The organism is Pseudomonas sp. TH49, assembly GCF_016650625.1.
GTDB classification, from domain to species: Bacteria; Pseudomonadota; Gammaproteobacteria; order Pseudomonadales; family Pseudomonadaceae; genus Aquipseudomonas; species Aquipseudomonas fluorescens_H.
The window spans coordinates 390779-405521 of sequence record NZ_JAEKFL010000001.1 but is presented as its reverse complement, the minus strand read 5'-3'; the positions used below and the strand labels follow the sequence as shown (position 1 = coordinate 405521).

Sequence of the window (14743 nt, the reverse complement as noted above, 5' to 3'; positions counted from 1 at the left end):
GCGAGGGAGCTTGCTCCCGCTCGGGCGCGCAGCGGCCGCCAAGAGGGTGGGGCGCTACGCAACCCAGCGGGAGCAAGCTCCCTCGCCACAACAGCGCTCAGATCTTGGCGGGCACCGAGGTCGTATGCCAGATCAACACCTTGCTCACCCGGTTGTCTTCGGTCTCGAGAATTTCCAGCCGATAGCGGCCGATCTTGAGGCACACCGCGCTGTCGGGAATGGTCTCCAGTGCTTCGGTCACCAGGCCGTTAAGGGTCTTCGGCCCGTCGCTCGGCAAATGCCAGCCCAGGCATTTGTTCAACTCGCGGATCGACGCGGTGCCGTCGATCACCATGCGCCCGTCGGGCTGCGGATGGATGTGCGGGTTGTCGAGGCTGTGCTCGCTTTCGAATTCGCCGACGATCTCTTCGAGAATGTCTTCCAGAGTCACGATGCCCAGCACTTCGCCGTACTCGTCCACCACCATGCCCAGCCGGCGCTGCTGCTTGTGGAAGTTCAGCAGTTGCAGTTGCAGCGGGGTGCTTTCCGGGACGAAATACGGTTCGTAGCTGGCGGCCAGCAGCGCTTCGCGGGTCAGGTTGCCATCGTTGAGCAGATGGCGGATCTGCCGGGTGTTGAGCACCGCTTCGACCTGGTTGATGTCGCTGTGGAACACCGGCAGGCGTGTGCGCTTGTTCTGGCGCAGTAGTTCGATGATCTCTTCGATCGAGTCGTCAAGGTTGATACCGTCGACATCGCTGCGCGGCACCAGAATGTCGTTGACTGTGATGTTGTCCAGCGCGTGGATTCCCGAAACCGGGTGTGTGCGAGACGGGTGTTCCGGGTCGTCGTTGTGCTCAGCGGGATCTTCGTCTTCGCTCTGCTGGACCACTTGGGGCTTGCGCGCGAAGGGGCGCAGCAGCCAACCGCTGAGGCTGCTCAGCAGCCAGGCCAGCGGGTAAAGGATTTTCAGTGGAACGGTCAGCAGGGTATTGCCGAACGACAGCACCGCATCGGGATAACGCTGGGCTACGCTGCGCGGAAAGTAATCGGCAAACACCAGCAACACGGCGCCGGCGCCCAGGCAGGCAGCCCAAGGGCCGTTCTCTTCGCAAAGAAAGATCGCCAACAGTGTGGCGATGATCACCGCGAGCGCTCGGCAAAGGGTGTTGCACAGGATCAGGCTGTCGAGCGGAAAGCTCAGCTTCGCCAGCGGCTTGTCGCTGGCACGCGAGGCCGTGCGTTGCGCCAGCAGGTGCTGCTGAGCGACTTCGACGGCAGTAAACAGCCCCGACCATAAAATCAGCAGGACAAATACCGCGAGCATCGGCCCTATGGGCAAACCGTCCATTTATGCCGCCCGTCAGATGTGCAGGATGTATTCACGAACCAGTTTGCTGCCGAAATACGCCAACATCAGCAGGCAGAAACCGGCGAGAGTCCAGCGAATCGCCTTGTGGCCACGCCAGCCGAGGCGATTGCGGCCCCACAGCAGCACGCTGAACACGATCCAGGCCAGGCACGCCAGCAAGGTCTTGTGCACCAGATGCTGGGCGAACAGGTTCTCGACGAACAGCCAGCCGGAGATCAGCGACAGCGACAGCAGCGTCCAGCCAGCCCAGAGGAAGCCGAACAACAGGCTTTCCATGGTTTGCAGGGGCGGGAAGTTCTTGATCAGGCCCGACGGGTGCTTGTGCTTGAGCTGGTGATCCTGCACCAGCAGCAACAAGGCCTGGAACACCGCGATGGTGAACATGCCGTAGGCGAGGATCGACAGCAGGATGTGGGCGAGGATGCCGGGTTCTTCGTCGATGATCTGCACCGTGCCGGCCGGCGCGAACTGGGCCAGCAGCACCGTGGCCGCGCCGAGCGGAAACAGCAGCACCAAAAGGTTTTCCACCGGGATCCGCGAGCAGGCCAGCAGCGTCAGAGCGATGACGGCCGCGGCAATCAGGCTGGCGGCGCTGAAGAAGTCCAGGCCCAGGCCGATCGGCGTCAGCAGGTGAGTGAGCAGGCTGGCGCTGTGGGCGAGCACGGCGAAGATGCCGAGCGTAACCAGCAGGCGCTTGTTCGCCTTGGCGCCGGAGGCCAGGCGGGTGCCTTGATAAAGGGTCGCAGCGGCATAAAGGAGAGCGGCGGCGAGCGTGGTCAGCAAACTGGGTGACAAGGGGAGCATAAATCCTGTTAGGCAGGCCCGAAAGGCGCTGAGTTTGGCATAGAACCGCCACACCACGAAAGTGCGAGGTGTCCGCCCGACGCAGTCTTCGCTATAATCCGCGACCTGCCCACGCCGCAGGCTCGCCGAGCACATGTTGAATCCGGTCTGGGCCGCCATTATCCCGGTCTACACAGGGCCTGAAAGGATCGCGCAATGTTTGAAAACTTAACCGACCGTCTCTCGCAGACGCTGCGCCATGTCACCGGCAAGGCGAAGCTGACTGAAGACAATATCAAAGACACCCTGCGCGAAGTGCGCATGGCGTTGCTCGAAGCCGACGTCGCCCTGCCGGTGGTCAAGGACTTCGTCAATTCGGTCAAGGAGCGCGCTGTCGGCACCGAGGTGTCGCGCAGCCTGACGCCGGGCCAGGCGTTCGTGAAGATCGTCCAGGCCGAACTCGAAAGCCTGATGGGCGCGGCCAACGAAGATTTGAACCTGAGCGCCGTGCCGCCCGCCGTCATTCTGATGGCCGGTCTGCAGGGTGCCGGTAAAACCACCACCGCCGGCAAACTCGCGCGCTTCCTCAAGGAGCGCAAGAAGAAGTCGGTGATGGTCGTGTCGGCGGACATCTACCGTCCTGCGGCTATCAAACAGCTGGAAACCCTGGCCAACGACATCGGCGTGACGTTCTTCCCGTCCGACCTGAGCCAGAAGCCGGTCGACATCGCGACCGCTGCTATTAAAGAAGCAAAACTGAAATTCATCGACGTGGTCATCGTCGATACCGCCGGTCGTCTGCACATCGACGAAGAGATGATGGGCGAGATCAAGGCGCTGCACGCCGCGATCAACCCGGTTGAAACCCTGTTCGTGGTCGACGCCATGACCGGTCAGGACGCGGCCAACACGGCCAAGGCCTTCGGTGATGCGCTGCCGCTGACCGGCGTGATCCTGACCAAGGTCGACGGCGATGCCCGTGGCGGTGCCGCACTGTCGGTACGCGCGATCACCGGCAAGCCGATCAAGTTCATCGGTATGGGCGAGAAGAGCGAAGCGCTCGATCCGTTCCACCCTGAGCGTATCGCTTCGCGGATCCTCGGCATGGGCGACGTGCTCAGCCTGATCGAACAGGCTGAAGCGACCCTCGACAAGGACAAGGCTGACAAACTGGCCAAGAAGCTGAAGAAGGGCAAGGGCTTCGACCTCGAAGACTTCCGCGATCAGCTGCAACAGATGAAGAACATGGGCGGCCTCGGCGGGCTCATGGACAAACTGCCGAGCATCGGCGGCGTCAACCTGTCGCAGATGGGCAATGCCCAGAACGCGGCAGAGAAGCAGTTCAAGCAGATGGAAGCCATCATCAACTCCATGACCCCGGCCGAGCGCCGCGACCCTGAGCTGATCAGCGGTTCGCGCAAGCGCCGGATCGCCATGGGTTCCGGCACTCAGGTGCAGGACATCGGCCGCTTGATCAAGCAGCACAAGCAGATGCAGAAGATGATGAAGAAATTCACCGCCAAAGGCGGAATGGCGAAAATGATGCGCGGCATGGGCGGTATGTTGCCCGGCGGCGGCATGCCGAAAATGTGATTCAGGACACTAAGACTTCGCCGGTCGTCGCACCGGCGCAGACCCTGCAAGGACGCAGGATCAACAGCAAACCCGCACTCGGCGGGAGCTGACTGGCCGTTTTCATCGACGGCTCTATATGCAAATCCGCACGGCATGCCATAGGCGCCGGAAAAAGTCATTTGCAAAAGTCCGGATATTCCTTAGAATATGCGGCCTTTCGGGCACCCATGCCCGCTGTGCATTTAGATTTGCAGCACCGACTACAGGAACGATGTTCACATGCTAACAATCCGTCTTGCCCTTGGCGGCTCCAAAAAGCGCCCGTTTTACCACCTGACCGTAACCGACTCGCGTAACCCGCGTGACGGCTCCCACAAAGAACAGGTTGGCTTCTTCAACCCTGTTGCCCGTGGTCAGGAAATCCGTCTGTCCGTGAACCAAGAGCGCGTAGCCTACTGGCTGAGCGTTGGTGCACAGCCTTCTGAGCGTGTTGCTCAGTTGCTGAAGGAATCTGCCAAGGCTGCAGCCTGAGCAGTATGAGCGCGACGCCAGAAAAAGCTGATGACCTGATCGTTGTCGGCAAGATTTTTTCGGTTCACGGCGTTCGCGGCGAGGTGAAGGTCTTTTCCTTTACCGATCCGATTGAAAACCTGTTGGACTACCGCAACTGGACGCTTCGGCGCGAAGGCGTGGTGAAACAGGTCGAGCTGGTCAGCGGCCGATCCACTCAAAAGGATCTGGTTGCCAAGCTCAAAGGCCTCGACGATCGCGATGAAGCCCGTCTTCTGAGCGGTTATGAGATCTGCATCTCGCGAAGCCTTTTGCCCAACCTGACAGGCGACGAGTACTACTGGTACCAGTTGCAGGGTCTGAGTGTCATCAACCAGGACGAGCAATTGTTCGGCAAGGTTGATCACCTGTTGGAGACCGGCGCGAACGATGTATTGGTGGTCAAGCCCTGCGCGGGCAGCCTGGATGATCGCGAGCGGTTGTTGCCCTATACAGAGCAATGCGTGCTGGCCATCGACCTGGATGCAGGCGTGATGCGGGTGGAATGGGACGCGGACTTCTAAGCAATGGCCAGCCTGCGCGTAGACGTCATTACGCTGTTCCCCGAGATGTTCTCGGCCATCAGTGAGTACGGCATTACCAGTCGTGCGGTCAAACAGGGGCTGTTGCAGCTGACCTGTTGGAATCCGCGGGATTACACGACGGATCGGCATCACACTGTGGACGATCGCCCGTTTGGCGGTGGTCCGGGCATGGTGATGAAGATCAAGCCCCTGGAAGATGCTCTGGTTCAGGCCAAGGCAGCAGCCGGGGAGGCGGCGAAGGTGATTTACCTGTCCCCCCAAGGCCGTCAACTGACTCAGTCGGCGGTACGCGAGTTGGCAAAATCGGATGCATTGATCCTGATTGCCGGCCGCTATGAAGGCATTGACGAGCGCTTTATTGAGGCTCATGTCGATGAAGAGTGGTCGATTGGTGACTATGTACTGTCTGGCGGCGAGCTGCCGGCCATGGTCATGATCGATGCGGTTACACGACTGCTGCCCGGAGCTTTAGGGCATGCGGATTCCGCTGAGGAAGATTCCTTTACGGATGGTCTGCTGGATTGCCCGCACTACACCCGACCTGAGGTGTATGCGGATCAGCGTGTTCCCGACGTGTTGCTAAGTGGCAATCACGCGCATATCCGGCGTTGGCGTTTACAGCAGTCCCTTGGTAGGACCTATGAACGACGCGCCGATCTTCTGGAAAGCCGCTCGCTTTCTGGAGAAGAGAAGAAGCTGCTCGAGGAATACATCCGCGAGCGGGACGATAGTTAACAACGTATCGATGGTAGATCAGTTGATTTACCTTAGGAGCACAGCATGACCAACAAAATCATCCTTGCACTCGAAGCAGAGCAGATGACCAAAGAAATCCCTACCTTTGCCCCAGGCGACACTATTGTCGTTCAGGTGAAAGTGAAGGAAGGCGATCGTTCCCGTCTGCAAGCGTTCGAAGGCGTTGTAATCGCCAAGCGTAACCGCGGCGTGAACAGTGCGTTCACCGTTCGTAAAATCTCCAACGGTGTTGGCGTAGAACGTACTTTCCAGACCTACTCCCCGCAGATCGACAGCATGGCTGTTAAACGTCGCGGTGACGTACGTAAAGCCAAGCTGTACTACCTGCGCGACCTGTCGGGTAAAGCAGCTCGCATCAAGGAAAAACTGGCTTAAGTCCAGCTTCCGATGCAGAAAAAAGCAGCCTACGGGCTGCTTTTTTGTTGCCTGCAATTTATCCACAGCATTTTTGTTTCAGGCCAGAACCATGACTACCCGTGACCAGGAAATCGAACGCCGCACCGAACTCTCGGTGACCCGCGTGACCAAAGCCGTCTTCCCGCCGACCACCAACCACCACAACACCCTCTTCGGCGGCACCGCGCTCGCGTGGATGGACGAAGTGTCGTTCATCACCGCCACGCGCTTCTGTCGTTTGCCGCTGGTGACCGTGTCCACCGACCGTATCGACTTCAATCACGCGATACCGGCCGGCTCCATCGTCGAACTGGTCGGGCGGGTGATCAAGGTCGGTAACACCAGCCTCAAGGTCGAGGTGGAAGTGTTCGTCGAGAGCATGAGCTGTGACGGGCGCGAGAAGGCGATCCATGGGCAATTCAGCTTTGTGGCCATCGACGATGACAAGCGGCCGGTGCCGGTGCTGCCCGGATTTCCTGCCTGATCTGAAACCGAGTTGCGGCTATCGCGAGCAGGCTCACTCCTACAGTGTCTGTGTCGTTCGCACCTTTATGTACGACGCGGACACTGTAGGAGTGAGCCTGCTCGCGATTCGATTTATCAGGCGCCGCTGGCCTCCGGCTGAATCAACGCCAGCAACGTCCACCCTGATCCCGGTTTCAAAGCAGTCTCCGGCGTCACCACATGCACCCAGCCGCTGTCATCGCGCATGAACAGCAGGGTCGCCCGACTGCCATGCAATGCCTGGTAGTCCTCCCAGCCAAAACCGTCCGTCAGCGTTGTGCTGTACAACTCGGCGCCATTGCTGATCAGGCTGGCCAGCTTGGCATAGGTCAGCGCCTCGCTCCCCAGCTGATTGCCGCGATGCTCGAGACTCGCCCGGTGCTTGTCACTGTGACGACTTTCCTGACCGCTGGCCAGGCCAAACAGCCGTTGATGACCGAAGTCATGGCGAAAGCGCATCGCCGCCAAGGTATTCAGCTCGCCTGAAGGCGACAGCGCCAACAAGTGCCCCAACCCCACCAGATCCAGATGCGCATCGGCATGCTGCGAAGCCGGGTTACCAAAATAGGTCGGCAACCCCTCCATGCGCGCCGCACGAATGTTCTCCCAGCTCGAATCGGTCAACAGCACCCGGCTGCCCAATTGCTGCAACGACTTGCCCAACAGACGCGCCGGGCCGTTTGCTCCAACGATCAGGAAGCCGCTCGGCGCGGGTTCCGCCACGTTCAGCAAGCGCGCCAAGGGGCGTGCTGTTGCGCTTTGCAGCACCACGGTGCCGATGATCACCGCGAAAGTCAGCGGCACCAGTAGCAGCGCACCTTCGTGCCCGGCTTGATCCAGACGAATCGCGAAAATCGCCGAGACCGCCGCCGCCACGATCCCGCGCGGGGCGATCCAGCACAGCAGGGCGCGTTCACGCCAGCTCAGGCTGGAGCCGGCAGTGCTCAGCAGCACGTTCAACGGGCGCGCGATCAACTGAATCACCAGCAGCAGAATCAGCACCAACGGCCCGAGGCCGATCAGGGCATGCAGATCCAGCCGCGCCGCCAGCAGAATGAACAACCCGGAAATCAGCAGTACGCTGAGGTTTTCCTTGAAGTGCAGGATGTGCCGCACATCCACACCCTTCATGTTCGCCAGCCACATGCCCATCAGCGTCACCGCCAGCAGGCCGGACTCGTGCATCACCTGATTGGATGCAATGAAGATCCCCAACACCGCCGCCAGCGAGGCGAGGTTATGCAGGTACTCGGGCAACCACTGGCGCCGGATGATGGTGCCCAGCACCCAGCCGCCGACCACCCCGAATACGCTGCCGCAGACAATCACGCCGCCGAAAGTCAGCAGGCTCTGTTCGAGGCCGTTGCCCTCGGACCGGGCGATGATGAAGCTGTAGACCACCACCGCGAGCAGGGCACCGATCGGGTCGATGACGATGCCTTCCCAGCGCAGGATGTTGGCGATCGAGGCTTTCGGCCGCACCACGCGCAGCATCGGCACGATCACCGTCGGCCCGGTCACCAGCGTCAGGCTGCCGAACAGAATCGCCAGCAACCAGTCGAAGCCGAGCAGGAAATGGGTCGCGACGGCAATCACCACCCAGGTCGTGAGTGCGCCGAGGGTCACCAGTCGATGCACGACGCTGCCGATTTCGCGCCATTCCGACAGATGCAGGGTCAGGCTGCCCTCAAACAGGATCAACGCCACCGCCAGCGACACCAGCGGCATCAGCAGCGGGCCGAACATTTCCTGCGGATCGAGCCAGCCCAGTACCGGGCCAGCCAGAATCCCGGTCAGCAACAGAAACAGAATCGCCGGCAGCTTCAGGCGCCACGCCAGCCACTGGCAACCCAGCGCAGCGGCGCCGATCCCGCCAAATGCCAAGAGAATTTGCTGCTCGTTCATTGAAGCTCCCTGTTCCTTGAAATTGCGGGCTATGAAAGACTAGCGGCCATTCCTACAGTTCACTCTACATTTGCGCGCAGCCCTGGAGGTTGCGTGTCTTGAGCGCCCATGCCTGCCATCGACCATCCACTGATTGACCAATTCCTCGACGCCCTGTGGCTGGAAAAAGGTCTGTCCGACAACACCCGCGGCGCCTACCGCAGCGATCTGGCGCTGTTCAACGGCTGGCTGCAGGAGAAAAACCTCGAGCTGATCAATGCCGGTCGCGAGTTGATCCTCGATCACCTGTCCTGGCGCCTGGAGCAGAGTTACAAACCCCGTTCCACCGCCAGATTTCTTTCCGGTGTGCGTGGCTTTTATCGCTATCTGCTGCGGGAAAAACTGATTACGGTCGATCCGACCTTGCGCGTCGACATGCCGCAACTGGGCAGGCCGCTGCCCAAATCGTTGTCGGAAGCTGACGTCGAAGCGTTGCTCAAAGCGCCTGATCTGAGCGAAGCCATCGGCCAGCGTGACCGCGCCATGCTTGAAGTGTTGTACGCCTGCGGGCTGCGCGTGACCGAACTGGTGAGCCTGACGCTGGAGCAAGTCAATCTGCGTCAGGGCGTGTTGCGGGTGATGGGCAAGGGCAGCAAGGAGCGGCTGGTGCCGATGGGCGAAGAGGCGATTGTCTGGATCGAGCGCTATATGCGCGATGGCCGCAGCGAGCTGCTCGGCGGGCGCCCCAGCGATGTGCTGTTCCCCAGTCAGCGCGGCGAGCAGATGACCCGCCAGACCTTCTGGCACCGCATCAAGCATTGGGCCAAGGTCGCCGGGATCGGCAAATCGCTGTCGCCGCACACCTTGCGTCATGCATTCGCCACGCACCTGCTCAACCACGGCGCCGATCTGCGGGTGGTGCAGATGCTGCTGGGGCACAGTGATTTGTCGACCACGCAGATCTACACCCATGTGGCGCGTGCGCGCTTGCAGGACCTGCACGCCAAACATCACCCTAGAGGCTAATGAAAAACCTGTGGGAGCGGGCTTGCTCGCGAAGAGGCCGTCACAGAAGAGATATTTGTCGCCTGCCAAGACGCCTTCGCGAGCAAGCCCGCTCCCACAGGGTTTGCGTCGCCCACAATCTCTGGCGACAGGCGCATTCGGCCATGCGAGCCTTATGTGGTAGGCTTTGCCGGTTTGCACGATGGACGGTTATGACCCGGTGTTCCGGCTCGGGCGTTCTGACCGTTTCATTTGTCCGCCTTCAGGAGTTCTCATGCGTCTGACCCAGATTTTCGCCGCCGCCGCTATTGCGTTGGTCAGCACCTTTGCCGTCGCCGATGACGCGGCCGACAAAGCCATTCGTCAAAGCCTGGAAAAACTCGAACTCGAGGTTCCGGTAGAAAGCATCAGCGCCAGCCCGTTGCCGGGCATGTATGAAGTCAAGCTCAAGGGCAGCCGCGTGCTGTACGCCAGCGCCGACGGCCAGTACATCGTTCAGGGCTACCTGTTCCAGCTCAAGGACGGCAAGCCGGTCAACCTGACCGAGAAAGCCGAACGCGCGGGCATTTCCAAACTGATCAATGCCATTCCGGTGGCCGAAACCGTGGTGTATCCGGCCGTGGGCGAGACCAAATCGCACATCACCGTGTTCACCGACACCACCTGCCCGTACTGCCACAAGCTGCATGCCGAAGTGCCTGAGCTGAACAAGCGCGGCATCGAAGTGCGTTACGTAGCGTTCCCGCGTCAGGGCCTCGGTTCGCCGGGTGACGAGCAGTTGCAAGCGGTCTGGTGCTCGGCAGACAAGAAAGCGGCCATGGACAAAATGGTCGATGGCAAGGAAATCAAGGCCGCCAAGTGCGATAACCCGGTTTCCAAGCAATTCGCTTTGGGTCAGTCGATCGGTGTGAACGGTACACCGGCCATCGTTTTGGCCGACGGACAGGTCATTCCGGGCTACCAGCCGGCGCCACAAGTCGCCAAACTGGCGCTGGGCGCCAAGTAATTCGCATCGTCACGGTCAGCCTTTGACGATCATGGTCCGGCGGTAACTTCGCCGGGCCATTAATAGAGAGCCGCGAACACGCGGTTGTTTTCCGGCCGACCTTGCGTCGGCCGTTTCATGGGGAGTTCACAGTGAATCCGGTCAAAGTAGGCATCTGTGGGTTAGGGACCGTCGGTGGCGGTACCTTCAACGTACTTCAGCGCAACGCCGAGGAAATTGCTCGTCGTGCCGGGCGTGGGATCGAAGTGGCACAAATTGCCACGCGCACGCCAAAGCCTCAGTTCCAGACGACCGGTATTGCGATTACCAACGATGTCTTCGAAGTGGCCACGAACCCTGAGATCGACATCGTCATAGAGCTGATGGGCGGCTACACCGTTGCCCGCGAGCTGGTACTCAAGGCCATCGAGAATGGCAAGCATGTGGTCACCGCGAACAAGGCACTGATTGCCGTTCACGGTAATGAAATTTTCGCCAAGGCACGCGAGAAAGGCGTGATCGTGGCGTTTGAAGCGGCCGTGGCCGGTGGCATTCCGGTGATCAAGGCGATCCGTGAAGGCCTGTCCGCCAACCGCATCAACTGGGTCGCCGGGATCATCAACGGCACCGGCAACTTCATCCTCACCGAAATGCGCGAGAAGGGTCGCACCTTCGAAGACGTGCTGGCCGAAGCGCAAGCGCTGGGCTACGCCGAAGCGGATCCGACCTTCGACGTCGAAGGCATCGACGCAGCGCACAAGCTGACGATTCTGGCGTCGATCGCGTTCGGCATTCCGCTGCAATTCGACAAGGCTTACACCGAAGGCATCACCAAACTGACCACCGCTGACGTGAACTACGCCGAAGCGCTGGGCTACCGCATCAAGCACCTCGGCGTGGCGCGCAGCACTGCGGCCGGCATCGAGTTGCGTGTACACCCGACGCTGATCCCGGCGGATCGTCTGATCGCCAACGTCAACGGCGTGATGAACGCCGTGATGGTCAACGGTGACGCTGCCGGTTCGACGCTGTTCTACGGTGCCGGTGCGGGCATGGAGCCGACCGCTTCGTCGGTGATCGCCGACCTGGTGGACGTGGTTCGCGCCATGACGTCCGATCCGGAAAACCGCGTGCCGCACCTGGCCTTCCAGCCGGACTCGCTGTCGGCGCATCCGATCCTGCCGATCGAAGCCTGCGAAAGCGCCTACTACCTGCGCATCCAGGCCAAGGACCATCCGGGCGTACTGGCTCAGGTGGCGAGCATCCTCTCGGAGCGCGGCATCAACATCGAGTCGATCATGCAGAAGGAAGTCGAGGAACACGACGGTCTGGTGCCGATGATCCTGCTGACCCACCGCGTGCTGGAACAGCACATGAACGATGCGATTGCCGCTCTGGAAGCCTTGGCCGGCGTCAACGGTCCGGTTGTGCGGATCCGCGTCGAGCACCTGAACTAAGTCGCCATCGTTGCCCGGACCCGTGCGCGGGTCCGGCATTGCGAACACTCTGCATTGGAGTCAGTCATGCGTTACATCAGTACCCGCGGCCAGGCACCGGCCCTGAATTTCGAAGACGTCCTGCTGGCCGGTCTCGCCACTGACGGCGGTCTGTACGTCCCGGAAAACCTGCCACGTTTCACCCAGGAAGAAATTGCCTCCTGGGCCGGCCTGCCGTATCACGAGCTGGCTTTCCGCGTCATGCGCCCGTTCGTCACCGGCAGCATTCCTGACGCCGATTTCAAAAAGATCCTCGAAGAAACCTACGGTGTGTTCTCGCACAGCGCCGTTGCGCCGCTGCGTCAGCTCAACGGCAACGAATGGGTGCTCGAGCTGTTCCACGGCCCGACCCTGGCGTTCAAGGACTTCGCCCTGCAACTGCTCGGTCGTCTGCTCGATTACGTGCTGGAAAAGCGCGGCGAGCGCGTGGTCATCGTCGGTGCCACCTCGGGTGACACCGGTTCGGCCGCCATCGAAGGCTGCAAGCACTGCGAAAACGTCGACATCTTCATCCTGCACCCGCACAACCGTGTGTCCGAAGTGCAGCGTCGGCAGATGACCACCATTGTCGGCGAGAACATCCACAACATCGCCATCGAAGGCAACTTCGATGACTGCCAGGAAATGGTCAAGAACAGCTTCGCCGACCAGAGCTTCCTCAAGGGCACGCGCCTGGTCGCGGTGAACTCGATCAACTGGGCGCGGATCATGGCCCAGATCGTTTACTACTTCCACGCAGCCCTGCAGTTGGGCGGCCCGGCACGTTCGGTGGCGTTCTCGGTACCGACCGGCAACTTCGGCGACATCTTCGCCGGTTACCTGGCACGCAACATGGGCCTGCCGATCAACCAGTTGATCGTCGCCACCAACCGCAACGACATCCTGCACCGCTTCATGAGCGGCAACCAGTACGTCAAGGAAACCCTGCACGCCACGCTGTCGCCGTCGATGGACATCATGGTCTCGTCGAACTTCGAACGCCTGCTGTTCGACCTGCACGGTCGCAACGGTGCGGCGATTGCCGGTTTGATGGATTCGTTCAAGCAGGGCGGCGGTTTCAGCGTCGAGCAAGAGCGCTGGACTGAAGCCCGCAAGCTGTTCGACTCGCTGGCCGTGGACGATGCGCAAACCTGCGAAACCATTGCCGAAGTCTACGCGCAGTGCGGCGAAGTGCTGGATCCGCACACCGCCATCGGCGTCAAGGCCGCACGCGAATGCCGTCGCAGTCTGGACATCCCGATGGTGATCCTGGGCACGGCGCATCCGGTGAAGTTCCCGGATGCCGTAGAGAAAGCAGGTGTAGGAAAAGCTCTCGAACTGCCTGCACATCTTTCTGATTTGTTTGAGCGAAACGAGCGCTGCACCGTTTTGCCAAACGAACTGAAAGCCGTACAGGCCTTTGTCAGCCAGCATGGCAACCGCGGCAAGCCGCTGTAAGTCGAAAAAGCTGTCACATTTTGAAGCCCGTCTCCTGACGGGCTTTTTTGTTTCTGCTGCCACACTGCTCGGGTTTTCGCCCATGAAGGACGGGTGAGTCGATCACGAAGGAAGTGGCAATGCTGTTTGAAAGAGGATGGAAACACACCCTGAAGCGGGTACTTCTGTTGTGCCTGTTGTGGGGTTGGCGCGTGGGTGCGGCGGCGCACCTGGCGCATGATGAAGAGCAGTTGAACATCGGCACCGTGGTGCTGGATGAGGAAGAGCTGCAATGGATCCGGGATAACCCGACGGTGATCGTGGCAGCGGAGCAATACCCGTTGTACCTGTTCCTGGATGAGCACGGTCACTGGAGTGGCCTTAACAGTGATGTGCTCAAACGCATCAGTGCCATGACCGGATTACAGTTCATCTACCGGGAATCCTTCTCGACTGCGCAGATGCTCGAGCGCCTGGAAACCGGTGCAGCGGACATGAGCACGACCCTGGCGATGAATGACGAGCGCAGATCGAGTCTGGATTTCAGCCATGCCTTTGGCGGTGCCGGCTGGGTGTTTGTCGGCCGTACCGGCGAACCCGGGCTGCATTCGTTGGAGCAGTTGGCCAAACGGGTGCTGGTATTACCTGGCCGGCACGCGCTGGAGGGGATGATCCGGCGCGATTATCCGTCCATCGAATTACGTTCGGTCAAAACCTATGCCGAGGCGCGAGCGTTGGTCGAAAGCGGCGAAGCCTATGCCACCATCGAAAACGAGATCGGCGCGCAACTCTACCCTTCGGGCCTGCTGAAGGTCGGCGAACTGCTGGAGGGCAAGTGGGAGGCCGATCTTCTGGCGGTGCGCAGAGGCCAGCCGCAATTGCTGAGCATTCTGAACAAGGCCCTGGAAGCATTCCCGGCCTCAGAGCTACGAGCCATTCGCCTGAAATGGCTGGGCGGCATCGGCCAGAAGCCGGCCGCCGCCGGTTGGCAGCACTGGCTCCGCTCGAGCTGCTGGGGCGTGGTTCTGGTGGGGGGCTTTTGTGTGATGTCGCTGTTATGGAATCGACGAATGGCGGCCGTGATCAAACAGCATCGAGACGTGCAAAGCGAACTCGGCGATCAATTGGTGTTCCAGCGTGCGTTGATTGATGCCATGCCTGATCCGGTGTTCGTTCGAGACCTGGAGGGGCGCCTGATTCTGTGCAACAAAAGTTATGAAGAGGCGTTGTCGATCCGCTTTGAACAGGTGAAAGGATGCCGCTTGATCGACGTCGATGCGCTGCCACGAGCCACTGCCGGGATGCTGCATGATGAGTTCATGATTCAGTTGAGGACACGCAGAACCCGCTTTAGCCGACGCCGCCTGCAATTCAATAATGGCAATCGGGAAATCTACCAGTGGACCGTGCCGTTCTACAGCGCGAAAGGCGAATTGCGAGGCCTGCTCGGCGGCTGGACGGATATCACCCAGCGCGACGCAACAACGGTATGACATCG

At 60.4% G+C, this 14743-nt stretch carries 14 protein-coding genes; 11 read left to right on the top strand and 3 right to left on the bottom strand.

The genetic code is table 11. The features are described 5' to 3' along the window. Nucleotides 1–97: 97 nt before the first annotated feature. Entirely contained in the window at nucleotides 98–1330 is a 1233-nt protein-coding gene (locus JFU48_RS02020) for a transporter associated domain-containing protein (protein WP_003221972.1), read from the bottom strand. Nucleotides 1331–1342: 12 nt separating this feature from the next. Then, on the bottom strand, nucleotides 1343–2155 hold the full coding sequence (locus JFU48_RS02015) for a cytochrome C assembly family protein (RefSeq protein WP_045122309.1): 813 nt from the start codon (nucleotides 2153–2155) through the stop codon (nucleotides 1343–1345). Nucleotides 2156–2350: 195 nt separating this feature from the next. On the opposite strand from JFU48_RS02015, the gene ffh reads away from it, so the two are divergent. From ffh to JFU48_RS01985, 6 genes are all read left to right on the top strand, one after another. Further along, entirely contained in the window at nucleotides 2351–3727 is a 1377-nt protein-coding gene (gene ffh, locus JFU48_RS02010; RefSeq protein WP_003221977.1) for a signal recognition particle protein, read from the top strand. A 261-nt stretch (nucleotides 3728–3988) separates the two neighbouring features. Next, nucleotides 3989–4240 carry a 30S ribosomal protein S16 gene (rpsP, locus tag JFU48_RS02005; protein WP_003185073.1) on the top strand — a complete coding sequence of 84 codons (252 nt, stop codon included), beginning with the start codon at nucleotides 3989–3991 and terminating at the stop codon, nucleotides 4238–4240. Nucleotides 4241–4245: 5 nt separating this feature from the next. After that, nucleotides 4246–4782, top strand: coding sequence for a ribosome maturation factor RimM (gene rimM / locus JFU48_RS02000; protein ID WP_003221979.1), 537 nt, complete (start codon nucleotides 4246–4248; stop codon nucleotides 4780–4782). Nucleotides 4783–4785: 3 nt separating this feature from the next. Then, nucleotides 4786–5538 (top strand): tRNA (guanosine(37)-N1)-methyltransferase TrmD, encoded by a 753-nt coding sequence (gene trmD / locus JFU48_RS01995; RefSeq protein WP_003221981.1) that lies wholly within the window; start codon nucleotides 4786–4788, stop codon nucleotides 5536–5538. Between the two features lie 45 nt (nucleotides 5539–5583). Then, nucleotides 5584–5934 carry a 50S ribosomal protein L19 gene (rplS, locus tag JFU48_RS01990; RefSeq protein WP_003175895.1) on the top strand — a complete coding sequence of 117 codons (351 nt, stop codon included), beginning with the start codon at nucleotides 5584–5586 and terminating at the stop codon, nucleotides 5932–5934. Between the two features lie 91 nt (nucleotides 5935–6025). Continuing rightward, nucleotides 6026–6439 carry an acyl-CoA thioesterase gene (locus JFU48_RS01985; protein ID WP_098967381.1) on the top strand — a complete coding sequence of 138 codons (414 nt, stop codon included), beginning with the start codon at nucleotides 6026–6028 and terminating at the stop codon, nucleotides 6437–6439. 116 nt (nucleotides 6440–6555) lie between these two features. On the opposite strand, the gene JFU48_RS01980 is transcribed toward JFU48_RS01985, so the two are convergent. Continuing rightward, on the bottom strand, nucleotides 6556–8364 hold the full coding sequence (locus JFU48_RS01980) for a cation:proton antiporter (RefSeq protein ID WP_201135723.1): 1809 nt from the start codon (nucleotides 8362–8364) through the stop codon (nucleotides 6556–6558). Between the two features lie 108 nt (nucleotides 8365–8472). Here JFU48_RS01980 and xerD point away from each other — a divergent pair, with 108 nt between their 5' ends. The 5 genes from xerD to JFU48_RS01955 all read left to right on the top strand — a co-directional run bounded on the left by xerD (nucleotide 8473) and on the right by JFU48_RS01955 (nucleotide 14738). Beyond that, the gene (xerD, locus tag JFU48_RS01975; RefSeq protein ID WP_201135722.1) at nucleotides 8473–9369 is read left to right on the top strand and encodes a site-specific tyrosine recombinase XerD; all 897 of its coding nucleotides are present in this window, start codon (nucleotides 8473–8475) and stop codon (nucleotides 9367–9369) included. A 253-nt stretch (nucleotides 9370–9622) separates the two neighbouring features. Then, nucleotides 9623–10354 (top strand): bifunctional protein-disulfide isomerase/oxidoreductase DsbC, encoded by a 732-nt coding sequence (dsbC, locus tag JFU48_RS01970; protein WP_003221989.1) that lies wholly within the window; start codon nucleotides 9623–9625, stop codon nucleotides 10352–10354. A gap of 131 nt (nucleotides 10355–10485) precedes the next feature. Continuing rightward, nucleotides 10486–11790 carry a homoserine dehydrogenase gene (locus tag JFU48_RS01965; RefSeq protein WP_003221992.1) on the top strand — a complete coding sequence of 435 codons (1305 nt, stop codon included), beginning with the start codon at nucleotides 10486–10488 and terminating at the stop codon, nucleotides 11788–11790. Nucleotides 11791–11856: 66 nt separating this feature from the next. Then, nucleotides 11857–13266, top strand: coding sequence for a threonine synthase (gene thrC / locus JFU48_RS01960; RefSeq protein ID WP_027610971.1), 1410 nt, complete (start codon nucleotides 11857–11859; stop codon nucleotides 13264–13266). Between the two features lie 119 nt (nucleotides 13267–13385). Then, nucleotides 13386–14738 carry a transporter substrate-binding domain-containing protein gene (locus JFU48_RS01955; protein ID WP_201135721.1) on the top strand — a complete coding sequence of 451 codons (1353 nt, stop codon included), beginning with the start codon at nucleotides 13386–13388 and terminating at the stop codon, nucleotides 14736–14738. The last annotated feature ends 5 nt before the right edge of the window (nucleotides 14739–14743 follow it).